This window comes from Zobellella aerophila (assembly GCF_039539325.1).
Classification (GTDB): domain Bacteria; phylum Pseudomonadota; class Gammaproteobacteria; order Enterobacterales; family Aeromonadaceae; genus Oceanimonas; species Oceanimonas aerophila.
Window position 1 is genome coordinate 374460 of the sequence record NZ_BAABCX010000003.1, and the last position, 21743, is coordinate 396202.

Consider the following 21743-nt stretch of genomic DNA (forward strand, 5'->3'; position numbering starts at 1 on the left):
GGAGCACAAGATGCCGAAGTTTGCTGCCAACCTGTCGATGATGTTTACCGAGGTGCCCTTTATGGCACGCTTTCGGGCGGCCCGTGCCGCCGGTTTCGAGGCGGTGGAATACCTGTTCCCCTATGCCGAGGACAAGGACGCCATCGCCGCCGAGCTGAAGGCCTTGGGACTCACCCAAGCGCTGTTCAACATGCCCCCCGGAGACTGGGACGCGGGCGAGCGCGGCCTGGCCTCGCTGCCCGGCCGCGAAGACGAGTTCCGTGCCGGTGTAGCCACCGCCCTGAGCTATGCCCGGGCGCTGGGCTGCACTCAGCTGCACGCCATGGCCGGCCTGTGCCAGCCTGGCGTATCTGCCGAGCAGCAGCAGGCCACCTACATTGCCAATATCCGTTATGCCGCGGATCAGGCGGTGAAGCAGGGGGTTCTGGTACTGCTGGAGCCGATCAACAGCCGCGACATGCCGGGCTATTTCCTCTCTACCCAGGTGCAGGCCGAGGCGCTGCTGGAACAGATCGACCGGCCCAACGTCAGGATCCAGCTCGACCTCTACCACTGCCAGATCATGGAAGGGGATCTGACCCGCACCATAGACCGGTTGTGGGGCAAGTTCAGCCATATCCAGGTAGCCTCGGTGCCCGGCCGCCACGAGCCGAGCGAGGGGGAAATCAACTACCCCTGGCTGTTCGACTACCTGGATGCCAGGGGTTACCAGGGCTGGCTGGGATGCGAATACCGCCCGCGTGGCAATACCGAAGCCGGCCTCGGCTGGTTCGCGCCCTGGGCATCGAAGGAGTAAGCCATGATCCCCGCCGAACGCCGTGACTACATCTATCGCTATGTGCATGAACGAAACATAGTGCCCATCAACGAGCTGGCCCGGGAGTTGGGCGTATCGCACATGACGGTACGCCGGGATATCCAGTGGCTGGAAACCGAGGGCAAGGTGGTGTCGGTGAGCGGCGGGGTCAAACTCAACGATGCGGTTAAGCAGGAGCTGGCCTACAGCGAGAAGGCCGGTATCCGCCACCACAACAAGGTGGCCATCGGCCAGGCGGCGGCGGCCATGGTGGAAGACGGCCAGGTGATCTACCTGGACGCGGGGACCACCACCTTCGAGGTGGCCAAGGGCATCGCCCGCAAGGCGAACCTGACGGTGGTCACCAACGATTTCACCATCATCAATTACCTGATGCAGTACCCCCAGCTCACCCTGTTCCATACCGGTGGCCTGGTGGATACACGCAACCGTTCCTGCGTCGGCCAGGCGGCGGCCTCGCTGTTGCAGAGCCTGAACCTGGATCTGGCCTTTATCAGTTCCAGCTCCTGGGAGCTGGAACGGGGCATGTCGACCCCTGCCGAAAACAAGGTGATGGTCAAGCAGGCCCTGCTGCAGGTGGCTCGCCGGCGCATCCTGGTGAGCGACAGCAGCAAATACGGCAAGTACGGCATGTTTCGTATCTGCCCGTTGCAGGCACTGACCGACATCATCTGCGATGCCGGCCTGGCCGACGAGACGGCGGAGCAACTCCGCAGCCTCGGCCTGCAACTGACACTGGCGAAACCGTCAGACACACAATAACGAAAAAAACACCAACCGCTGTAGCTTATCTGGCGTCTGAGGACGCCTTGGAGAACCATATGAATATCATCATTACCGGTGGTGCGGGCTTTCTTGGCCAGCGCCTGGCGAGAGCATTGCTTACTCAGGAACGGATGGAGTTCAGCACCCTGACCCTGGCCGATGTGATCCTGCCCAGTGCGCCGCTGGCAGACCCACGGGTGCGTTGCGTGCAAGCGGATCTGGGCAACCAGGCCGAGGTGCAGGCGCTGGTCGGCGCCGATACCGGTCTGATCTACCATCTGGCGGCCATCGTCAGCAGTCATGCGGAAGCCGATTTCGATCTGGGTATCCAGGTCAATATCGAGGCCACCCGCTACCTGCTGGAAGCGGCCCGTTACCAGGCACCCGGCTGCCGCTTCGTGTTCTCCAGCTCGCTGGCGGTGTTCGGCGGCGAGTTGCCGGAACTGATTCAGGACAACACCGCGGTGTGTCCCCAGTCATCCTACGGCATGGAAAAAGCCGTATGCGAGCTGATGGTCAACGACTATGCCCGCAAGGGTTTTATCGACGGCCGGGTACTGCGCCTGCCCACCATCAGCGTGCGTCCTGGCAAGCCCAACAAGGCGGCTTCGTCCTTTGCCAGCGGCATTATCCGCGAGCCCTTGCAGGGCGAAGACACCGTTTGCCCGGTATCACCGAGCCTGTCCATGTGGTTGTCTTCTCCGGCCACGGTGATCGACAACTTCATCCGCGCCGCCCAAGTGCCCGCCGAGGCGTTTGGTGCCAGCCGCACCGTCAACCTGCCGGGCATTACCGTGACCGTGGCGCAGATGATCGAATCACTGCGCCGGGTTGCCGGTGACGAGGTGTGCGCCCGTATCCGCTATCAGGAAGACGAGGCCACTTCCCGTATCGTGGCCAGCTGGCCCGGTCGATTCAATATTACCCGCGCCCAGGCGCTGGGCTTTGTGCAGGACGCCGATTTTGACGCGATGATCCGCAGCTTTATTCAACATGATCTGCAAGGAGCGCAACAATGACTGAAGCAAGTTCCCTGGCCCCGGTCATCGGCCTGGCCGTTGCCGTCGTCGTACTGATTTTTCTGGTGGTAAAAACCCGGGTTCATGCCCTGCTTGCGATGCTGGCGGCAGCCAGTATCGCCGGTGCCCTGGGCGGCATGGCGGCGGGTGACATCGTCAACGTCATTACCAAGGGCTTCGGCGGTACCCTCGGCAGCATCGGTATCGTCATCGGCCTGGGCGTGATGATGGGCCGCATCCTGGAAGTGTCCGGCGCGGCCGAGCAGATTGCCTACAGTGCCATCAAGGCGCTGGGCAAGAAGAAAGAAGAATGGGCCATGGCGATTACCGGTTACATCGTATCGGTGCCGATTTTCGTGGACTCCGCCTTCGTGATCCTTTATCCCATCGCCAAGGCGCTGGCCGAGAAGGGCAAGCGCAACCTGCTGACCGTGGGTGTGGCCCTGGCCGGTGGTCTGGTGGTCACCCACCACACGGTGCCGCCGACGCCGGGCCCCCTGGGCGTGGCCGGCCTGTTTGGCGTCGATGTGGGTGCCATGATGCTGGCGGGCCTGTGCCTGGCCCTGCCCTGTGTGGTGGTCATCGTGCTGTACGCCAAGTGGCTGGGCAAGAAGTACCCTCATTTCCATGCCCCCGTGGTGCAGGAAAGCCAGGATCTGGAAGAGACTTACAACGAATACATGGCCACCAAGGCCGGCAAGTTACTGCCCAGCCTGTTCCTGTCGCTGCTGCCGATCCTGGCGCCGATAGGGCTGATCTTCATCAACACCATGTTCGCTGTTCTGGCCAAGGTAGATGGCTGGGAAGGCCTGGCCGACAATGGCCTGGTGCAACTGTTCACCTACCTGGGTCACCCGGTGATTGCCCTGTCTATTTCTGTGCTGCTGGCGGTGTATACCCTGGTGCCGAAGATGAACAAGCACGACACCATGGAGCACCTGGAAGAAGGCCTGCAGAGCGCCGGTATCATCCTGCTGGTGACCGGTGCCGGTGGTGCCCTGGGCGCCGTACTGCGTGAGTCTGGTGCCGGTGCCATACTGGGCGAGCAGATCGCCAGCCTGCCGATGCCGCCGGTGCTGATCCCCTTCATCGTGTCGACTCTGGTGCGATTGATCCAGGGCTCGGGTACCGTCGCCATGGTGACCGCAGCCTCCATCTCTGCGCCTATCCTGGTCAATATCCCCGGCGTGAACATGCTGGTGGCGGCCCAGGCGGCGACCATGGGCTCGCTGTTCTTCGGCTATTTCAACGACAGCCTGTTCTGGGTGGTCAACCGCATGATGGGCATCAAGGATGTGAAGCAGCAAATCATCGTCTGGTCCATCCCCACCACCCTGGCCTGGGCCACCGGCCTGGTCGGTGTGCTGATCCTCAACGCCGTGCTGTAAATCTGGTTTACAGGCAATAAAAAGGCCGATGGCAGCTGCCATCGGCCTTTTGCTATCTGCCCGGTATTATTCGGCTGCCTCCATGGCAGCCTGGATCCAGCCGTTGGCATGGTGCTCTATGTCGGCCTCCGAGTCTTCACCGCTCTTCATGCGCAGGTTTTGAGCGCTGATGTCGTTGGAGGACATCTGCATCACCTCGAACAACTGGGCGGCGGCCGGGTTGGCATCGGTAAAGGCCTTGTTGGCGATGATCTGCTGGAGCATGGCCGAGCTCATGGAGGCGCCGTCCTTTTCTGCCCGGCTCAGGGAGTCGACGGAGACGGTACCCAGATAGCGGCGCTGCTGGTCGAGCACATAGGCGTAGTCCCTGTCCTGATCGCGCAGGCGCTGCAGGGCGATGCGGATCCCGCCTTCGCCTTTCTGGATCAGGGTGACCTGCCGGCGGTTGGCGACATCCTTGGCGGTAAAGACCCGGCTGACATCGATGCCGTGGAAGAAACTGCGCACGTAATCGTTGGTGGGGTTGTGGAGGATATCGTCGGGGTGCCGATCTGCACCACGACGCCGTCCTGCATGATGGCGCTCCGCCCGGCGGATGCCGTCCAGTTCCAGCCCGAAGGCCACATTATTCTGGATGTTGAGGTGTGGCATGAGCACGAATGACTGGAGCACCATGCTGCTCTTCTTGCGCCTGGCCTGGCGCAATGACTTGTCGTTCATGGTGGCGATGTCTTCGCCGTTCAGATAGACATGGCCCCGGGTAGGTTCGATCAGGCGGTTGAGCAGGCGCACCAGGGTGGATTTTCCCGAGCCGGACAGGCCCATGATCACGAAGATCTCACCGGCATGGATGTCGAAGCTGGTGTCCTTTACCGCTATGGTCAGTCCGGTCTGGCGGAACACTTGGTCCTTGTCGATCCCTTGCTTCAACAGCGGGAAGGCTTGTTCAGGCTGGTCGCCGAATACCTTGTAGAGGTTGGCGACGGAGAGTTTGGCTTTCATATCCTTTAGCCACTTTGTTTCCCTTCGGGGAACTGATTTGTTATCTAAGTAACTTATAGCACTATGCACCAGTGTTTATGGCTGGAACAAGCCGTAAGCTTTATGTGTAAATAAAAATTTAATTATATGATGCTGTTATTTAAGTGATTTTTATGTAGGTGCCGGTGTGATGACCAGAGCGGTGAAGCGGTGTAAAATCAGGGCTAAAGATTACAGTACTGCATAGTTGGTGCTGGGCTGGCCTGTGAACGGCCAACCTCATGGCAACAGCAAGGGGCTGCCGTTATTTCCTCAACAGGCGGAACAGTAACAGCAGCACCAGGGCGCCGATCACGGCGGTGAACAGGCTGCCGAGGTTAAAACCGGTGACCGAGCCAAAGCCGAGCCGGGTGCCGAGCCAGCCACCGACAAAGGCCCCGGCGATACCCAGCAGTATGGTCATGATCAGGCCGCCGCCGTCCCGTCCCGGCATCAGCCATTTGGCCAGTATGCCGGCCAGCAATCCCAGGATAATCCAGCTTAAGATCCCCATGTGTACACCCTCATGCTTTGATTGGTTTCTCAAAGCATAGTGCAGCGGCTGGAGAAAGAAGTCGTGTGAGTCGTTGTTTTCATCCTGGGGGGGGAGTGGGGGTCGATCAGCGCCCAATGGTTATCCCATTGATGGGCGGAGTAGATGGTGCCCTCATGGATCCCGGCGGGCGACGCCGTGATGTGGCGCAGGCTGCCCTGGCCGCTGCCCAGCCAGACTTGCTGCCCGAGGGCCGAGGCCCCGGACGCATCGGGCAGGGGTTTGATGTGGATCAGCTCGCCGTCGTCCCGTCGCCACAGGCCGTAGCAGTTGCCGACCGGTGAGGTCGCGGCGACCAGGCTGTCGGTGACGGCGATGCTGGCGATATAGTGATTGAAGCGGGCCCATTGCAGGGCACCGCCACCTAGCCGGGTCAAGGGCTGGCCTCTGCGGTGGCTGGCCACCAGCGGCGGATAGTCGTCGGGTGAGCCACGGTACTGCTGGCCGCAATAGACCTGGCCGTCGGTGCTCACCGCCAGGTGACGGATCGACAGATGCCGGTCGGGCAGGCCGACCCGCTCGGTCAGCTCGCCGGTTGTGGCATCAATATAACTCAGGCTGGGCCGCATGGTCTCCAGGTTGAGCGGTTCGCGGCCCCGGGTATGGACACCGCCGACGCCGATCACCAGTTCCCGTCCGCCGGGCATCAGCCGGACCTCATGGGGCCCGATACCAAATCCGCTATACTCGGCCACCTTGGTCAATCGCTCCTGTTCGAGTTCATACACCCCTATGATGCCCTCACTGCTGCGGTCGACCCCTTCGGTGGTATACAGCAGCCGGCCATCGCCGCTGAAGACCCCGTGGCCGTAGTAATGGCGATTCTGGTCGGCTGGGCGGGTGTGCAGCTGTTTCCCGCTGTGATGATTGAACAGGCTGATAAAGGTGCCGGGCCGGCGGCCGTGGCAGACCGCCAGGGGCCGGCTCGGATGAACCGCCATGCCGTGCCCCCGGGCGGGCAGCGCGAAGCGGTAACGCAGCTGGCCATCGAGGGTCATGGATTGCACCACGAAGCGGCCCTGACCACTCAACCCGCCGCCGATGAGATAGCTGCCTTGCGTGCGGGGCAAGGCGCAGCCGGCCAGGCCCAGGCTGTACAGCACCCCGGCGGCGGACAGGCCTTGTAAGAAGCGCCGTCGCTGCATCAATCACCGTCCGTGGCGTTAAAGCCCAGCGACAACCCCAACTGCTCGGGCAATCGCTGCTTCAGCTGGTAACCCAGCTGGTCGAGGGACAGCTTGAAACGCAGCAGGGCGGCGTAGCTGTCTCCTTCAAGCCAGTTGGCCAGGCTGTCGCCGGCGGGCAGGCGGGCGAGGGCCTTGGCGAAGGCGTCATCCAGCCGTTCCGCCTGGCGGTTCAACCCTTTTTGCTGCAGATGGTGGCGCACGCCCCCCTGCCGGTATTCCTGTTCCAGGCTCTGCAGACCGGTGCGGATAAAATGCAGCGACTGGCCGCTGCGCCAGCTCTCGGCGAAATAGGGGCGGGGATGCTCTACCGTGTTGAGGGCCAGCGCCAACTTTTTTTCCAGCCGATCGTAGCGGTGGGCCAGCTGGGCGATGATGCGGGTTTCCAGGGCCAGGGCGCCGGCCTGGCCCTGGCCGAGCATGGCGTTGAGTCGGTGGGGGTAATCGGCCTCGTTTGCCCAGGCCGCGGCCAGGGTATCGCCCTGTTGCCGCAACTGCTCGCCGACGGCGGGCAACAGCAGGCAGCGCTGCTCCCGGCTGAGTTCGCTGTAGAGCAGGTACTCGGCGGCACCCAGGGTCGCAGAGGTGCCCGAGGGGATCACCGGCTGGCCCTGTTCCGCGCGGTTAAGCTGTTGCCGCAGCTGCCGGCCGGTGACATCTTTCTTATCGGGCCAGAACTGGAAGGCGAAGATCAGATCCTGCTCATCCAGCGGACCACCGACCTGCCCCTGCTGGGCTGTCCAGCCGGCGAAACTCCGGCGCCATTGCTGCTGCACGCGGGGCAGGGGCTGCTCGCCCTGGCAATAGGCCTGGCTGTCCAGGCTGAACTGGCGCAGCTCGCCGGCCAGCACGCCGGCCTGCTGTTGCATATAGTTGAGATGGTATCGGGTAAGACGGCTCAGGCTCGGATCTGCCGGCGGGGACGACTGACAGGCGGTGAGCAGGACCATGCTGGCCAGCAGGCCTGCGTTCGATAGCGATTTCATCTATAACGACTCCAGAAAGGCGAGCAGCCGCTCGCGTTCGTTGTCAGACATGGCGATCACCGTTTGTTTGGCGCGCTCGGCTTCCCCGCCGTGCCAGAGGACAGCCTCCAGCAGGGAGCGGGCCCGACCGTCGTGCAGGTAGTAGGCCTTGCCGCCGGCTACCTCCGCCGCATAACCCAGACCCCACAGGGGCGGGGTACGCCATTCCCGGCCATCGGCCAGGAATTCGGGCCTGTTGTCCGCCAGCCCCTCGCCCATGTCGTGCAGCAGCAGATCCGTGTAGGGATAGATGCGCTGCCGGCTTAATGTCGGACTGCCGTGTTCCCCGGTCAGATAAGAGGGAGTGTGGCAGGAGCCGCAGCCGGCCGCCAGAAACAGCTGCTCACCCTGACGCACCCGGGGATCTTCCATATTGCGGCGGGCCGGCACTGCCAGGTGCCGGCTGTAGAAAGTCACCGCATCCAGCACGGTGTCGGTTACCTCTTGTTCGCCTGCGCCGGGAAAGCGGCCGCAATCCTGGGCTAGGGTGCAGTCGTCGGCGCCGAACAGGGCGGAGCTTAGCCCCATGTCGCCGGCGAAGGCGCCGGCATTCTGCTGCCGCAGGTCGGGCTGGCCGGCTTTCCAGCCAAACCGGCCCAATACCGTCTGCTGCCGGGTGTGATCCCAGACCCGGTTGGCCCGGCCGCTGATGCCGTCGCCGTTGCTGTCGTCAGCATCTTCCCCCACCAGGATATCGGCCGGCGTGATGGCTTCCAGCAGCCCCAGGCCGATCATCGGCGGGGCTATACGGGCGGAAAGCAGGGTGTCGGGGCGCAACGGGCCGTAGCCGGGATCGCCGATATGGAGAATCGGATGACGTAGTTCAACCAGCGCGCCACCCTGCAGCCGCACCGATTCGGCACGGTAGTCGATGATTAGCTTGCCTTCCGGCACGGCGCCGGGGATGGCCATGTCCTGCAGCTGGCCGCCATAGACGGGCTCGGGCACCACGCCTTGGGTCTTCAGGAACTCGAGATCCGCGGCGGTAGCCGGAATAGACAGCCGCACCAGCATGCTGACCGCGTTATCGCCCGCGTGTTCCGGCGGATGGCCTCGGCCATCCTTGATATGACAGCTCTGGCAGGCGTTGGTATTGAATAAGGGTCCCAGGCCGTCGCGGGCATCTGTGGTGGCCGGCGCGACCACCCAGGGGTTGCGGAAGAAGCTGTTGCCGACGGAGAAATCCAGCCGCTCCTCGAAGCTGAGGTTGCTGGCCGGCATGGAGAAGGCATTGGCGCCGGTTTTGTCGGTGGTGGTATCACCGCCGGGCCTGACCGGGTTGGCCAATGTCTGGGTGGGGAGCGATAGGCTGATTACCAGTAACAGGCAACTCAGGATGGGTTTCATCATTGGCTCCAGAATAAAGGGCGCAGCCTGATTTACAGTTGCAGACTCGACAGGGGTGAGCTCCAAACGCAGACTCGTTGTGAGCCTAATCATGAGCGCTCGAAGCTTGCCATCCTTGGCTCCGACGGTCTGTTTATTGGCATCTCACTCCTGTCTGCGAAACGAGCGAGCCGCATGGGGATCCGCTGCGGCTGATTTTATCGTTATCAGAACTCGTGATCGGCGGTGTCCGGACTCAGATTGGTGATGCCGACCGTGTTGGCCGCCAGCTCGATGGCCCGGGTCTGTTGCACCAGGCTGTCGATGGTACCCTGCACCAGCTGGTTGCCGGTCGGGTTGTCGGCGGCGATCAGCTGATCGAAGGCGACACCCCGTTGTTCGGCGGAGTCGACCAGGGCATGGACCGCCTGCTCGCTGAGCTTGAACTGGGTGGCTATCTTGGCGGCGCTGGCGGCATCCTGCTGACCGACCAGCTGCAGCAGGGAAGGTCCTTGCAGGGTGCTGCCGTCGATGCGCAGGTATTCACCGAACATCAGGTTAACGATGCCCTTTTCGTTGTAATAATGGGAGTTGTGGGTGTTGTCGGAGAAGCAGTCATGTTCGTCCTCGACCGAATTGGCGACTAGGGCCACCTTCATCCGTTCGCCGGCCAGCTCGCCCAGCGACAATGAACCCATGCCGAACAGCATACGCCGCAGGCCTTCATCGGCAGGCAGGGTCGTCAGCTCGGCCCGGTAGTTGTCTGTCTGGTCGGCCCGCCACTGGCCGGCCATCCAGGCCAGATCGCCGGTCAGCAGGGTACTGGCGGCCTGCAGGTAGTCACGGCGGCGATCGCAGTTACCGTTGGTACACTGTTCGCCCGGGACAAAATCCGTATAGGGACGCTCGCCGGCGCCGGAGTTGGTGCCGTTCAGATCCTGGCCCCACAGCAGGAACTCGATGGCGTGGTAGCCGGAGGCGACGTTGGCTTCCGAGCCGGCCAGCTCATTGAGGCCGGCCAGCAGCTCGGGGGTGATCCGGCTGGCATCCAGCTGTTCACCACCGACCTGCAGCATCGGGTTGGCGATGATATTGGCGGTGGCGCCTGCATTACCTAGTTCGTGCTGGTAGCCGCGGTCCACATAGTCGATCAGACCTTCATCGAGCGGCCAGGCATTGAGCTGGCCTTCCCAGTCGTCGACCAGAGGGTTGCCGAAGCGGAACACTTCCGATTGCTGATAGGGCACCCGCGCGGCCTTCCAGGCGGTGCGTGCCTGGGCCAGGGTCTGTTCACTGGGGTTGGCAAGCAACAGCCGAAGTGCGCTATCGAGTTGCTCGGCGGCAGTCAGGGAGTCGGCGTAAACCGCATGGGCGATATCCGCATAATGATTGACTACATCGGCTTTGGTGATCTTGGGCTGAGGCTGCTGGGCGCAGGCGGAAAGCAGGCCGCCTAGGGTGATGGCCATTGTCAGGCGCTTAAAGGGCATGACTATATCCTTATAATTATAATTTTGATTTTGATAATCGTTTTCATTATTACATGGATGTTATCGCCGACCAGGGACTCAGGCAAGTCGAAATTGGTAAAAGCCCTGGCCTGTGGTGGGCAGAGCGGGCCCAAGGGGCGTATCGTTAACTCTGTTCCGCGATATCCGCCGCCTTAGCATTCAACAGCGCCAGCAGCTCCCCGGCCGCGAGGCCGACCGATAGTCCCCGCTTGCCGCCGGATACCAGGATAAAAGGGTAGTCGGCGGCAGAAGTATCGAGCACCGTGGGCAGCGCTCTTTTCTGGGCGAAGGGGCTTATGCCGCCGACTTTGTAGCCGGTCAACCGTTCGGCCTTGGTGGGCGGCATCATCTCCAGTTTCTTGACGCCGGCGGCCTTGGCCAGCCGTTTCAGGTTGACCTTGCCGGAGGAAGGGACCAGCGCCACCACCGCGCCCTGCTCGCCTTCGGTGAGCAACGTCTTGAACACTTGGCCCAGGGGCACCCGCAGCTGCTGGGCCGCATGGGCGCCAAAATCGTCCAGGGCGGTACATGGGTACTGATGCTGGGTAAAGCTGGCGTTGTGTTTTTCCAGAAACCGGATGGCGGGGGTCATGGTGTTGTTCCGTCAATAAAAAGGCCCAGTCTGTTACGACCGGGCCCGGATGACAAGTTGCGGGAGGCGATCAGCCGGTGTTGCGCATGCCGGCGGCGATGCCGGCGATGGTCACCATCAGCGCCTGATCCAGGGAGGGCTGGATATCCCCCTGCTGGCGGGAGCGCTTAAGCAGCTCAGCCTGTAATACGTTCAAGGGATCCGTATAAGGGTTGCGCAGCTTGATGGACTCTTTTATCCAGGGTTGATCGGACATCAGCTCTGTTTCCTGTTTCAGCTGCAGGACCAGCTCCAGGCTGGCGTTCAGCTCCTCCCGTAAGCGGACCCCGAGCGGTCTGAGTGCTTCCGGCACCAGTACGCTGTCGTAATAGGCGGCAAGGCCGGCATCGGCTTTGAGGAACACCATCTCCAGCATATCCAGGCGGGCTCGGAAGAAGGGCCACTGCTGATGCATCTTGACCAGCACTTCTTTATCTCCCTGGGCGATAATCCGCTCCAGTCCTATGTGGGCGCCGAGCCAGGCAGGCAACATCAGCCGGTTCTGGGTCCAGGCGAAAATCCAGGGGATGGCGCGCAGGCTTTCCACGCCGCCGTTGGGCTTGCGTTTGGCCGGCCGGGAGCCGAGCGGCAGCTTGCCCAGTTCCAGCTCCGGGGTGGCGGCGCGGAAATAAGGAACAAAATCCGCTTCGCCCCGGATCAATGAACGGTAATGCTCGCAGGAGGTCCGGGCCACCTGCTCCATTATTTCCCGCCAGCGGGGCTCCGGCTCCGGTGGTGGCAGCAGGTTGGCCTCCAGTACGGCGCTGGCATAGAGGGACAGGCTTTCGATGGCGACTTTGGGCAAGCCGAATTTAAAGCGGATCATCTCGCCCTGTTCGGTGACCCTCAGGCCGCCCAGGGTCGAGCCGGGAGGCTGGGCCAGAATGGCCTGACGAGCCGGACCGCCGCCCCGGCCCACACTGCCGCCCCGGCCGTGGAACAGGGTCAGCTTGACCTCTTCCCGGGCACTGAGCGCCACCAGTTTTTCCATGGCGCTGTACTGGGCCCAGCCGGCGGACATCATGCCCGCATCCTTGGCCGAGTCGGAGTAGCCGATCATCACATACTGATGGCCCTGCATATAGCCGCGATACCAGGGCAGCTGATAGAGCTGCTCGATGACAGCAGCCCCCTGCTCTAAGTCTTCCTGGGTTTCAAACAGCGGCGCCACCGGCATGGCGAAATCGACGCCGGTTTCTTTCAACAGCAGCTGTACCGCCAATACATCGGACGGGGCGCCGGCCATGGAGATAATATAGATGCCGAAAGCCTCGGCGGGGTGTTCGGCAATCACCCGGCAGGTGGCCAGGGTTTCTGCGGTGTCGGCCGAGGGCTGCCAGCGACGCGGCAGCAACGGCCGGCGGGTGTTCAGTTCATTGAGCAGGAACGCCTGCTTGTCGGCTTCATTCCATTCGGCGTAGTCCCCGAGCCCCAGGTAACGGGTGATTTCGGCCAGTGTCTGAGTGTGGCGGTCGCCGTCCTGGCGAATATCCAGTTTGACCAGATGCACGCCGAAGCAGGCGACCTTGCGGATCACATCCAGCAACAGGCCGTCGGCAATCAGCCCCAGGCCGCATTCCTGCAGGGAGTGATAGCACAACTCCAGCGGCGCCCTCAGTTGTTCCGTGGTGGTGATCAGGTCCCGGGCATCGGTTTTCTGCCCCTGTACCTTGGCGTTCAGGTAAGTCAGGGTCTCACGGAGTTCTTCCCTGAGCCGGCGCAGCAGGGCCCGGTAGGGTTCGTTGTCATTGTCGGTCAGCGCCTGCAGCTCGCTGTTGGCGGCCGACATCGACAGTTCGGAGACCAGTTCCTGAATATCATTAAGGAACAAGGAGCTGGCCATCCAGCGGCCGAGCAGCAACACCTCGCGGGTGACCTCGGCGGTAACGAAGGGATTGCCGTCCCGGTCTCCGCCCATCCAGGAAGTAAAGCGTACCGGGGCGGCATCCAGTGGCAGGCTTATACCCAGTTCCTGCTGCAGTTGGCTGTCGAGTTGACGGATAAAGGCAGGCAAGGCCGGCCACAGGCTGTTTTCGATAACGGCAAAGCCCCATTTTGCCTCATCGACCGGGGTGGGTCTGTGCGTACGGATCTCGTTGCTGTGCCAGGCCTGGGCGATCAGCTGTTCGATGCGGGCAAGGATGGTGTTTTTTTCCTGCTCAGATAAGTCCAGCTCCAGGGCGGCCAGGCAGTCATTGAGCTGCACATGCTTATGGATAAAGGTACGGCGGGTCACTTCGGTGGGGTGGGCGGTGAGCACCAGTTCAATATCGAGTCCGGCCACGGCAGACTTGATCTGATTGTCATCCAGGCCCGCCTGTCTTACCCGGCGGAACATCTGGCTGAGCGGATCCGGGCCGGCCTGCTGTTCATAGCTCCGGGAAATGGTGTGAAACTGCTCGGCGACATTCGCCAGGTTAAGGAATTGGCTGAATGCCCTGGCCACCGGTAACAGCTCGTCGTCGCTCAGATTTTTCAGGGTGCTCAGCAGCCGATCCTGATCTTCCTGGTTACCCTGACGGGCCGATTTGGCCAGCTGGCGGATGGTTTCTATCTTATCGAGAAAATCCTGTCCATGGTGAGATTTAATGGTGTCACCCAAGAGTTGTCCCAGCAGGTTGACGTTGGCCCTGAGTGACGCGTGATTATCCATAACAGCCCCTTATTTCCGTTAAATTACTACAAAACAAAAGCGATATTGGACTATATCTAGCCATTTTTCTGATTTCCGGTCAATCCAAACCAGAACTGATCGGGGTATGTGTAACTTATTTACTTAAGCAGAAGCGTTTGACCAGCTGCTGCAGCACCTCGACCGTGGGCGCGACAAAGGACAGATCCAGGTATTCGTCCGGCTGATGGGCCTGGGCGATATGGCCGGGGCCCATCACTATGGTCTGGCAGCCCAGCTGCTGGATAAAAGGCGCCTCGGTGCAGTAGTTGACCGCTTCCGCCTTATGGCCCGATATGGCTTCCGCTGCCTTCACCAACTCGGCATCCGGATCGGTACCATAGGCGGGAATGGGCTCATGTAGGTGGAACAGCTCCAGGGCATTCGGGTACTGGACCTTGATGGGTTCCAGCGCATGATGCAGCAGGCCCATCAGTTCATCCGGGCCGACCCCCGGGATCGGACGCATGTCGAAGTGCAGCTCACAGCAGGCGCAGATGCGGTTGGGGCTGTCGCCACCGTGAATATGACCCAGGTTGAGGGTGGGTTGAGGCACCTGGAAGTGCGGGTTGCTGTACTTTTCCTTGAGCTGGTGCTGCAGTTCCAGCAGGCGGGCCATCACCTGATGCATGATTTCCAGGGCGTTGACGCCGTTGGCGGGATCCGAGCTGTGGCCGCTCTTGCCGGTGATGCGGATGGCTTCTGACATATGGCCCTTGTGCATCATCACCGGTACCAGACCGGTCGGTTCGCCGATTACCGCGTAGTCGGGTTGCAGTGCTTGGGCGCTGGCGATGGCGCGGGCGCCGGCCATGGTGGTTTCTTCATCGGCGGTGGCCAGGATGCGGATCGGCTTGTGCAGTTTGCTCAGATCCAGCCCTTTCAGCGCTTCTACTATAAAGGCAAAGAAACCTTTCATATCTATGGTACCCAGGCCGTAGAGGCGGTTGCCTTCTTCGGTCAGCTTGAAGGGGTCCTTGCTCCAGCGGCCAGGATCGAAGGGTACCGTATCCGTATGACCGGCCAGCAGCAGGCCGCCTTCACCGCTGCCCTTGCTGGCCAGCAGGTTGAATTTGCCATTCAGTCCGGGCACTTCGGTGACTTCTACCTGAAAGCCCAGTTGGCTGAACCAGTCCGCCAGCAGACGGATCACCTGTTCATTGCTCTGATCCCAGCTGGAATCGGTGCTGCTGATCGAGGGCAGGGCGATGATATTACGGTACATATCCAGGAATGTAAGCGAGCTCATAGGGTCTCCGTCGGGATTTTATCTAATTTAAATTCAATGTAATTGCATAAATATGTTTTTGTTGTTAGGCTGCCAGCATATCTTTATTTGGGTGACGCGTATAGCCGATGGTCATGACTTTCCTTCCTCAATTACGGCGACGATAAAGCTTGCCTGAGCCTGATCCCTGGGATGACATAAGCTAAGGGTTCAAATTAGGCAGATACCCTGTACTTCTCAAGCTGATATTGATATTTCGATGGATATGCCCATGTTAAAAGCTGCAATTATTGGTGCCAGTGGCTACACCGGAGCCGAGCTGGCCGGCCTTATTCAAGGCCACCCTTCTTTGACCCTTTCCGGTCTCTATGTATCCGCCGGCAGTCAGGATGCCCACAAGTCGTTTTCCAGCCTCTACCCCCGGTGGGCCGGCCAGATAGAGCTGCCGTTATTGCCCTTGGACGATGAGGCCATCAGCCGCATCCATACCGACGCGGATCTGGTGCTGCTGGCTACGGCCCATGAAGTGAGCCATGATTTGGCGCCCGGCTTCCTGGCCAAGGGCCTGCCGGTGTTCGATCTGTCCGGCGCGTTTCGGGTGCCGGGGGACGGCTTTTATGACAAGTTCTACGGCTTCCACCATCAACATGGCGACTGGCTGGCCCAGGCGGCCTATGGTCTGGCTGAATGGAACCAAGACGCCATTAAGGCCGCCCAGTTGATCGCCGTGCCCGGTTGCTATCCCACGGCGTCGCTGAGTGCGCTTAAGCCATTGCAAAGCGCCGGCTTGATTGCCGCGGGCTCCCGGCCCATCATCAGTGCCGTGTCGGGCGTCAGCGGTGCCGGCCGCAAGGCCAGCATGAACAATAGCTTCTGCGAGGTCAGCCTCAAGCCTTATGGGGTGTTCAACCACCGGCATCAGCCCGAGATCAGCCATCACCTGGGCGAACAGGTGGTGTTTCAGCCCCACCTGGGTAATTTCATCCGCGGCATACTGGCCACCGTCTATGTGCAGCTGGCCGACGGGGTGAGTGACGAGCAGATAGCCGATGCGTATCACGGCGCCTATGACGGCCAGAAAATCGTGCGCCTGGCCCGGCAGTGGCCGCAGATCAACGACGTGGCCGGCACGCCATTCTGTGATCTGCACTGGGCCCGTGACGGGAACCAGTTGATTGTGGTATCGGCCATCGATAACTTATTGAAGGGTGCGGCCAGTCAGGCCATTCAGTGTATCAATATTCATCAGGGCTTTTCGCCGGTGGCGGGCCTGGTCAAGGAGTAATGGAAATGGCAATGCAACAACCGCTGGTGATCAAGCTGGGTGGCACCCTGCTGGAAAGCGACAAGGCCCTGGAGGCCCTGTTTACCACTATCAAGACATTTCTGGATGAAGTGGGTCGTCCTTTGGTGCTGGTGCATGGCGGTGGCGTACTGGTGGATAACCAGCTGAGAGCCATGGGCCTGACCTCGACCAAGAAGAATGGCCTGCGGGTGACGCCGGTCGAGCAGATCCCGGTGATCGCCGGCGCCTTGGCCGGCACCGCCAACAAGCTTCTGCTGGCTCAGGCCATTGCCCATGACATCAAGTCGGTGGGGCTGTGCCTGGCCGACGGCGGCCTATGTCGGGTCAGCCAGCTGGATCCCGAGCTGGGCGCGGTCGGTCAGATAGAAGGTGGCGATGCCACCCTGGTCACTACCCTGCTGGCCGGCGGCTTCCTGCCCGTAGTCAGTTCCATCGGTATTACCTTCGACGGTCAGCTGATGAACGTGAATGCCGACCAGGCCGCCACTGCCATCGCCGAAATCCTGGATGCGGACCTGGTGATGCTGTCGGATGTGAGCGGGATCCTGGACGGCAAGGGGCAGCGCATTGCCCATCTGACCGAAGCCGACGCCGCTGAACTGATGGCCAAAAACATTATCAAAGACGGTATGGCGGTCAAGGTCAAGGCGGCCCTGAAAGCCACCAAGACCCTGGGCAAACCGGTTGCAGTAGGTAGCTGGCGCTACCCGGAGCAACTGCTGTCACTGCTGGCGGGCGAGTCCGAGCATGGCACCCGGATTTCACACTAAGGGGGCCCCATGCAACATTTATTGAGTGTAAAAGACTTCAGCAAAGCCGATCTGGAGCAGATCCTGGCCCTGGCGAAGCAGGTCAAGGCCAATCCGGGAAAATATGCGAACGCCCTCAAGGGAAAAAGCGTGGTCACCCTGTTCGAGAAGCCGTCGCTGCGTACCCGGGTTACCTTCGATGTTGGCGTTAACAAGCTGGGCGGCCATGCGGTCTACTTGGACAGCCAGAACGGCGCCATGGGGTCGCGGGAGTCGGTGCAGGACTTTGCCGCCAACCTGTCGCGCTGGTGTGATGCCATCGTCGCCCGGGTGTACGATCACCAGACACTGGTGGAAATGACAAAATATGCGACGGTACCGGTGATTAATTCCCTCTGTAACCTGTATCATCCCTGCCAGGCGCTGGCTGACTTCCTGACGATCTCCGAGCATTATGATGACCTGAGCAAGGTGCATCTGGCGTATCTGGGAGACGGCAACAACGTGACCCATTCACTGATGTTGACCGGCGCCATCCTGGGTACCAGCGTGACCGCCGTTTGTCCGCGCGGCCACAGCATAGATGCCCAGGTGTTGAAAGAAGCCGAAGCCCTGGCAGCGGTCAGCGGCGCCAAAATCCGGGTGACCGATAGCCTGGATGATATCGAAGGGGTGGATGTTGTCTATACGGACACCTGGGTGTCCATGGGTGATAATACTCCCCTAGAGCAGGTGAAGGAGACCTTTATGCCCTATCAGGTCAACCAGGCCCTGCTCGACAAAACCGGAGCGAAACAGGTGCTGCACTGCCAGCCCGCCCACAGGGAGTGGGAAATTACTTCCGAGGTCATGGACGGCCCTGCCTCTTTGATCCTCGACCAAGCCGAAAATCGCATGCACGCCCAGAATGCCGTGCTGCTGACATTGATTAACAGGGATACTCATTCATGAGCCAATTCAAGAAAATTCTCCTGGCCTATTCCGGCGGTCTGGACACCTCAGCCATCATTCCCTGGCTGAAAGAAAACTATGAAGGTTGTGACGTCGTGGCCTTTGTGGCCGATGTGGGCCAGGGTGAAGAAGATCTGGCCGGTGTGGAAGAAAAGGCCATCGCCTCAGGCGCATCCAAGTGCATCGTCGCCGACCTGAAAGACGAATTCGTCAACGACTACGTGTATCCGACCCTGACCACCGGTGCCATCTACGAAGGCACCTACCTGCTGGGCACCTCCATGGCCCGTCCGGTGATCGCCAAGGCGATGGTCGAAGCGGCCGTTGCCGAAGGCGCCGACGCCATCTCCCACGGCTGTACCGGCAAGGGTAACGATCAGGTGCGCTTCGAAGGCGCCGTGGCCGCCCTGGCTCCCCAGCTGGCGATTATCGCCCCCTGGCGGATCTGGGACATGCGCAGCAGGGAAGAGCTGCTGGCCTATCTGGCCGAGCGCAAGATCCCGACCACCGCCAGCGCCACCAAGATCTACTCCCGCGATGCCAATGCCTGGCATATCTCCACCGAGGGTGGCGAGCTGGAAAGCACCTGGAACGAGCCGTCCGAGCAGGCCTGGACCTGGACCGTATCCCCCGAGCAGGCGCCCGACAAGGCCGAAACGGTCTCTCTGACCGTTGAGAAGGGCCGTATCGTAGCCGTTGACGGCAACGCTATGACGCCTTACCAAGTGCTGACCCACTTGAACGAGCGTGCCGCCAAGCACGGCGTCGGCCGGATCGACATCGTCGAGAACCGCCTGGTGGGCATGAAGTCCCGTGGTTGCTATGAAACTCCCGGCGGCACCGTGATGATGGCGGCCCTGCGCGCCGTGGAAGAGCTGGTGCTGGACAAGCCGACCCGCGCCTGGCGTGAAAAAGTGGGTGCCGAGTTCTCCCACCTGGTCTACGACGGTCGCTGGTTTACCCCCCTGTGCAAGGCGCTGCTGGCCTCTGCCGAAGCCATCGCCGAAGACGTATCCGGCGAAGTGGTACTGAAGATGTACAAGGGACAGGTGACCGCCATTCAGAAGTCCTCGCCGAACAGCCTGTACTCTGAAGAGTTCGCCACTTTCGGTGAAGACGAAGTATACGACCAGAGCCACGCCGAAGGCTTTATCCGCCTGTACTCCCTGGCTAGCCGGATCAAGGCACTGAAAAACCAGCAGAAGTAATATCTGTTGGTCAGTTGCAGAATAACACAGGGGGCTTTATGCCCCCTGTGTTATTGAAATAGGGTAGTGATGTCTTGTTGGTCTTGCGATAAGTTGTCATAAGGGATAACTCCACCGACACGCTGTAAATACATCCATGTATGCCCCTCCGCTTCATCCCTGAAGCGGAGGGGCGGTGGAGTATTCCCTTATACTTCCTTTTCAGCTATCAAGCTGCCGATGAGACATATCTGGCAGCTGATGAATGGTTTGAGAGAGGGGCGAAAAACTTGATAGCGATCCGTTGAGAGCCTTATCCCGATAACATCTCAACAGGTCAGTATTAGGTGTTATGCCCTGCGTGTTTATATAATGGCGCTACTCTGCATATGCAGCCGTAGGGTCGAATGATTCGACCAGCCGGTCTATCACCTGTGCAGTCGTCACAGGGCCAAATTCAGTAATGTCGTCAAGGAGTAAAAAGGTTATGGCACTTTGGGGTGGGCGTTTCAGCCAGGCGGCAGATGCCAAGTTCAAGCAGTTTAATGATTCTTTGCGTTTCGATTATCGTCTGGCGGAGCAGGACATCGTCGGCTCCATCGCCTGGTCCCGGGCCTTGGCCAAGGGCGGTGTACTCAGTGCCGATGAGCAACAGAAAATCGAACTGGCGCTCAACGACCTGAAACTCAAGGTCATGGAAGATCCCAGTCAGATCCTCCATTCCGACGCCGAAGATATTCACTCCTGGGTTGAAGGCCAGCTGATCGCGGCGGTCGGTGACCTGGGTAAAAAATTACATACCGGCCGCAGCCGTAATGATCAGGTGGCGACCGATCTCAAGCTGTGGTGCAAGCAACAGGTGCCGCCGCTGTTGGCCAAACTGGATGCCATGCAGAAACAGCTGGTCACCGTGGCGCGTCAGCAGCAAAGCACTGTGCTGCCCGGCTATACCCATTTGCAGCGGGCCCAGCCGGTGACCTTCGCCCACTGGTGCCTGGCCTATGTGGAGATGCTGGAGCGGGACTTCACCCGGCTGCAGGACGCCTACAAGCGGATGGATACCTGCCCGCTGGGTTCCGGCGCCCTGGCCGGTACCGGCTTCCCCATCGACCGGCACGAGCTGGCCCACTCCCTGGGCTTTTCCTCGCCGACCCGCAACAGCCTGGATTCTGTCTCCGACCGGGACCATGTGCTGGAACTGATGAACTGCGCCACCAATTCCATGATGCACCTGTCGCGTTTCGCCGAAGATCTGATCTTCTATAATTCGGGCGAGTCCGGCTTCCTCGAACTGTCGGACCGGGTCACCTCCGGCTCCTCGCTGATGCCCCAGAAAAAGAACCCGGATGCGCTGGAGCTGATCCGCGGCAAGTGCGGCCGGGTGTTTGGTGCCTATGCGGGCATGATGATGACCCTGAAGGCACTGCCGCTGGCCTATAACAAGGACATGCAGGAAGACAAGGAAGGCCTGTTCGATGCCCTGGATTCCTGGTATGACTGTCTGGAAATGGCCGAAATGGTGTTGCACGACATCAAGGTCAACGAAGAGAAAACCCGTGAGGCGGCCCAGGGCGGTTATTCCAATGCCACCGAGATGGCCGATTACCTGGTATCCAAGGGTATTCCCTTCCGCGAGGCGCACCATATCGTCGGTGCCATAGTAGTGCATGCCATTGCGAAGAAACTGCCGATGGAAGCGCTGCCGATGGAGGATTTCAAGCAGTTCAGTCCGCTGATCGGCGATGATGTCTACGGCAAGCTGTCGCTGGAGTCCAGCCTGGCCAGCCGTTGCGCCCTGGGCGGGGTGGCGCCGGAACAGGTCGAGTTTGCCCTGACCAGCGCCGAGCGCCGGCTCACGCAGCGCGATACCTCGGGTATCCATGTGCGCGGCGCCCGCCTGACCGATCTGGATGCCATCGAGCGGATGGTGAACTACTGGGCGAATATCGGTGAAAACCTGCCGCGCACCCGCAAGGAACTGGTGAAGTCCGTGGGTGAGTTTGCCGTTGCCGAAACCCAGGGCCAGATCACCGGCTGCGCCTCCCTCTATGTGTACGATACCGGCCTAGCCGAAATCCGCTCCCTGGGCGTGGAACCCGGCTTCCAGAGCCAGGGGCAGGGCAGGGCCCTGGTCGAGAAGGTCCTCAAAAAAGCCGAAGACATGGCCATCGATCGGGTGATAGTGCTGACCCGGGTGCCGGAATTCTTCATGAAGCTGGGCTTCAGCGCCACCAGTAAGACACTGCTGCCCGAGAAGGTAATGAAAGACTGTGATCTTTGCCCCCGCCAGCATGCCTGCGACGAAGTGGCACTGGAAGTAGTACTGAAAGGCAAGGCCGGCTTGATCGGCAAGGCGAAAGTCGCCTAAAAATAACACTGCCGGCTTGCAAGCTAGGGCCAGATAGGTATAAT

General features: G+C 60.7%; 18 protein-coding genes. 9 read left to right on the forward strand and 9 right to left on the reverse strand.

Annotation, left to right across the window (positions count from 1 at the left end; genetic code table 11):
- Positions 1–10 precede the first annotated feature (10 nt).
- The 4 genes from otnI to ABD806_RS13355 are packed head-to-tail and all read left to right on the forward strand — an operon-like array spanning position 11 to position 3989.
- Positions 11–796 (forward strand): 2-oxo-tetronate isomerase, encoded by a 786-nt coding sequence (gene otnI, locus ABD806_RS13340; RefSeq protein WP_344958792.1) that lies wholly within the window; start codon positions 11–13, stop codon positions 794–796.
- Between the two features lie 3 nt (positions 797–799).
- On the forward strand, positions 800–1579 hold the full coding sequence (locus ABD806_RS13345; protein WP_344958794.1) for a DeoR/GlpR family DNA-binding transcription regulator: 780 nt from the start codon (positions 800–802) through the stop codon (positions 1577–1579).
- Between the two features lie 59 nt (positions 1580–1638).
- Complete coding sequence (denD, locus tag ABD806_RS13350) at positions 1639–2601, forward strand: D-erythronate dehydrogenase (RefSeq protein ID WP_344958796.1); 963 nt, start codon at positions 1639–1641, stop codon at positions 2599–2601.
- Positions 2598–3989, forward strand: a complete 1392-nt coding sequence (locus ABD806_RS13355; protein ID WP_344958798.1) for a GntP family permease — start codon at positions 2598–2600, stop codon at positions 3987–3989. Before denD ends, ABD806_RS13355 begins: the two co-directional genes overlap by 4 nt.
- Before the next feature lie 66 nt (positions 3990–4055).
- Here the strand turns inward: ABD806_RS13355 and ABD806_RS13360 are convergent, their stop codons facing one another.
- From ABD806_RS13360 to argE, 9 genes are all read right to left on the reverse strand, one after another.
- Positions 4056–4991: an ATP-binding cassette domain-containing protein gene (locus ABD806_RS13360; RefSeq protein WP_344958800.1), complete on the reverse strand. Its 936-nt coding sequence runs from the start codon at positions 4989–4991 to the stop codon at positions 4056–4058.
- Between the two features lie 283 nt (positions 4992–5274).
- Positions 5275–5523: a GlsB/YeaQ/YmgE family stress response membrane protein gene (locus ABD806_RS13365; RefSeq protein WP_344958802.1), complete on the reverse strand. Its 249-nt coding sequence runs from the start codon at positions 5521–5523 to the stop codon at positions 5275–5277.
- 29 nt (positions 5524–5552) lie between these two features.
- On the reverse strand, positions 5553–6707 hold the full coding sequence (locus tag ABD806_RS13370) for a DUF1513 domain-containing protein (RefSeq protein WP_344958898.1): 1155 nt from the start codon (positions 6705–6707) through the stop codon (positions 5553–5555).
- Positions 6707–7732 carry an imelysin family protein gene (locus tag ABD806_RS13375; RefSeq protein ID WP_344958804.1) on the reverse strand — a complete coding sequence of 342 codons (1026 nt, stop codon included), beginning with the start codon at positions 7730–7732 and terminating at the stop codon, positions 6707–6709. The genes ABD806_RS13370 and ABD806_RS13375 overlap by 1 nt, the downstream gene beginning before the upstream one ends.
- Positions 7733–9121: a di-heme oxidoreductase family protein gene (locus ABD806_RS13380; protein ID WP_344958806.1), complete on the reverse strand. Its 1389-nt coding sequence runs from the start codon at positions 9119–9121 to the stop codon at positions 7733–7735.
- Positions 9122–9324: 203 nt separating this feature from the next.
- The gene (locus ABD806_RS13385) at positions 9325–10587 is read right to left on the reverse strand and encodes an imelysin family protein (RefSeq protein WP_344958808.1); all 1263 of its coding nucleotides are present in this window, start codon (positions 10585–10587) and stop codon (positions 9325–9327) included.
- 145 nt (positions 10588–10732) lie between these two features.
- The gene (ybaK, locus tag ABD806_RS13390) at positions 10733–11200 is read right to left on the reverse strand and encodes a Cys-tRNA(Pro) deacylase (protein ID WP_344958810.1); all 468 of its coding nucleotides are present in this window, start codon (positions 11198–11200) and stop codon (positions 10733–10735) included.
- A gap of 70 nt (positions 11201–11270) precedes the next feature.
- Positions 11271–13892 carry a phosphoenolpyruvate carboxylase gene (gene ppc, locus ABD806_RS13395; protein WP_344958812.1) on the reverse strand — a complete coding sequence of 874 codons (2622 nt, stop codon included), beginning with the start codon at positions 13890–13892 and terminating at the stop codon, positions 11271–11273.
- Positions 13893–14007: 115 nt separating this feature from the next.
- A complete protein-coding gene (gene argE, locus ABD806_RS13400; protein WP_344958814.1) occupies positions 14008–15159 on the reverse strand; it encodes an acetylornithine deacetylase in 1152 nt (383 codons plus the stop codon).
- 250 nt (positions 15160–15409) lie between these two features.
- Here argE and argC point away from each other — a divergent pair, with 250 nt between their 5' ends.
- The 5 genes from argC to argH all read left to right on the forward strand — a co-directional run bounded on the left by argC (position 15410) and on the right by argH (position 21699).
- The gene (gene argC, locus ABD806_RS13405; RefSeq protein ID WP_344958816.1) at positions 15410–16423 is read left to right on the forward strand and encodes an N-acetyl-gamma-glutamyl-phosphate reductase; all 1014 of its coding nucleotides are present in this window, start codon (positions 15410–15412) and stop codon (positions 16421–16423) included.
- A gap of 5 nt (positions 16424–16428) precedes the next feature.
- Complete coding sequence (gene argB, locus ABD806_RS13410) at positions 16429–17214, forward strand: acetylglutamate kinase (protein WP_344958818.1); 786 nt, start codon at positions 16429–16431, stop codon at positions 17212–17214.
- Positions 17215–17223: 9 nt separating this feature from the next.
- Positions 17224–18144 carry an ornithine carbamoyltransferase gene (locus tag ABD806_RS13415; protein ID WP_344958820.1) on the forward strand — a complete coding sequence of 307 codons (921 nt, stop codon included), beginning with the start codon at positions 17224–17226 and terminating at the stop codon, positions 18142–18144.
- Entirely contained in the window at positions 18141–19352 is a 1212-nt protein-coding gene (locus ABD806_RS13420; protein ID WP_344958822.1) for an argininosuccinate synthase, read from the forward strand. Before ABD806_RS13415 ends, ABD806_RS13420 begins: the two co-directional genes overlap by 4 nt.
- A gap of 466 nt (positions 19353–19818) precedes the next feature.
- Entirely contained in the window at positions 19819–21699 is a 1881-nt protein-coding gene (gene argH / locus ABD806_RS13425) for an argininosuccinate lyase (RefSeq protein ID WP_344958824.1), read from the forward strand.
- The last annotated feature ends 44 nt before the right edge of the window (positions 21700–21743 follow it).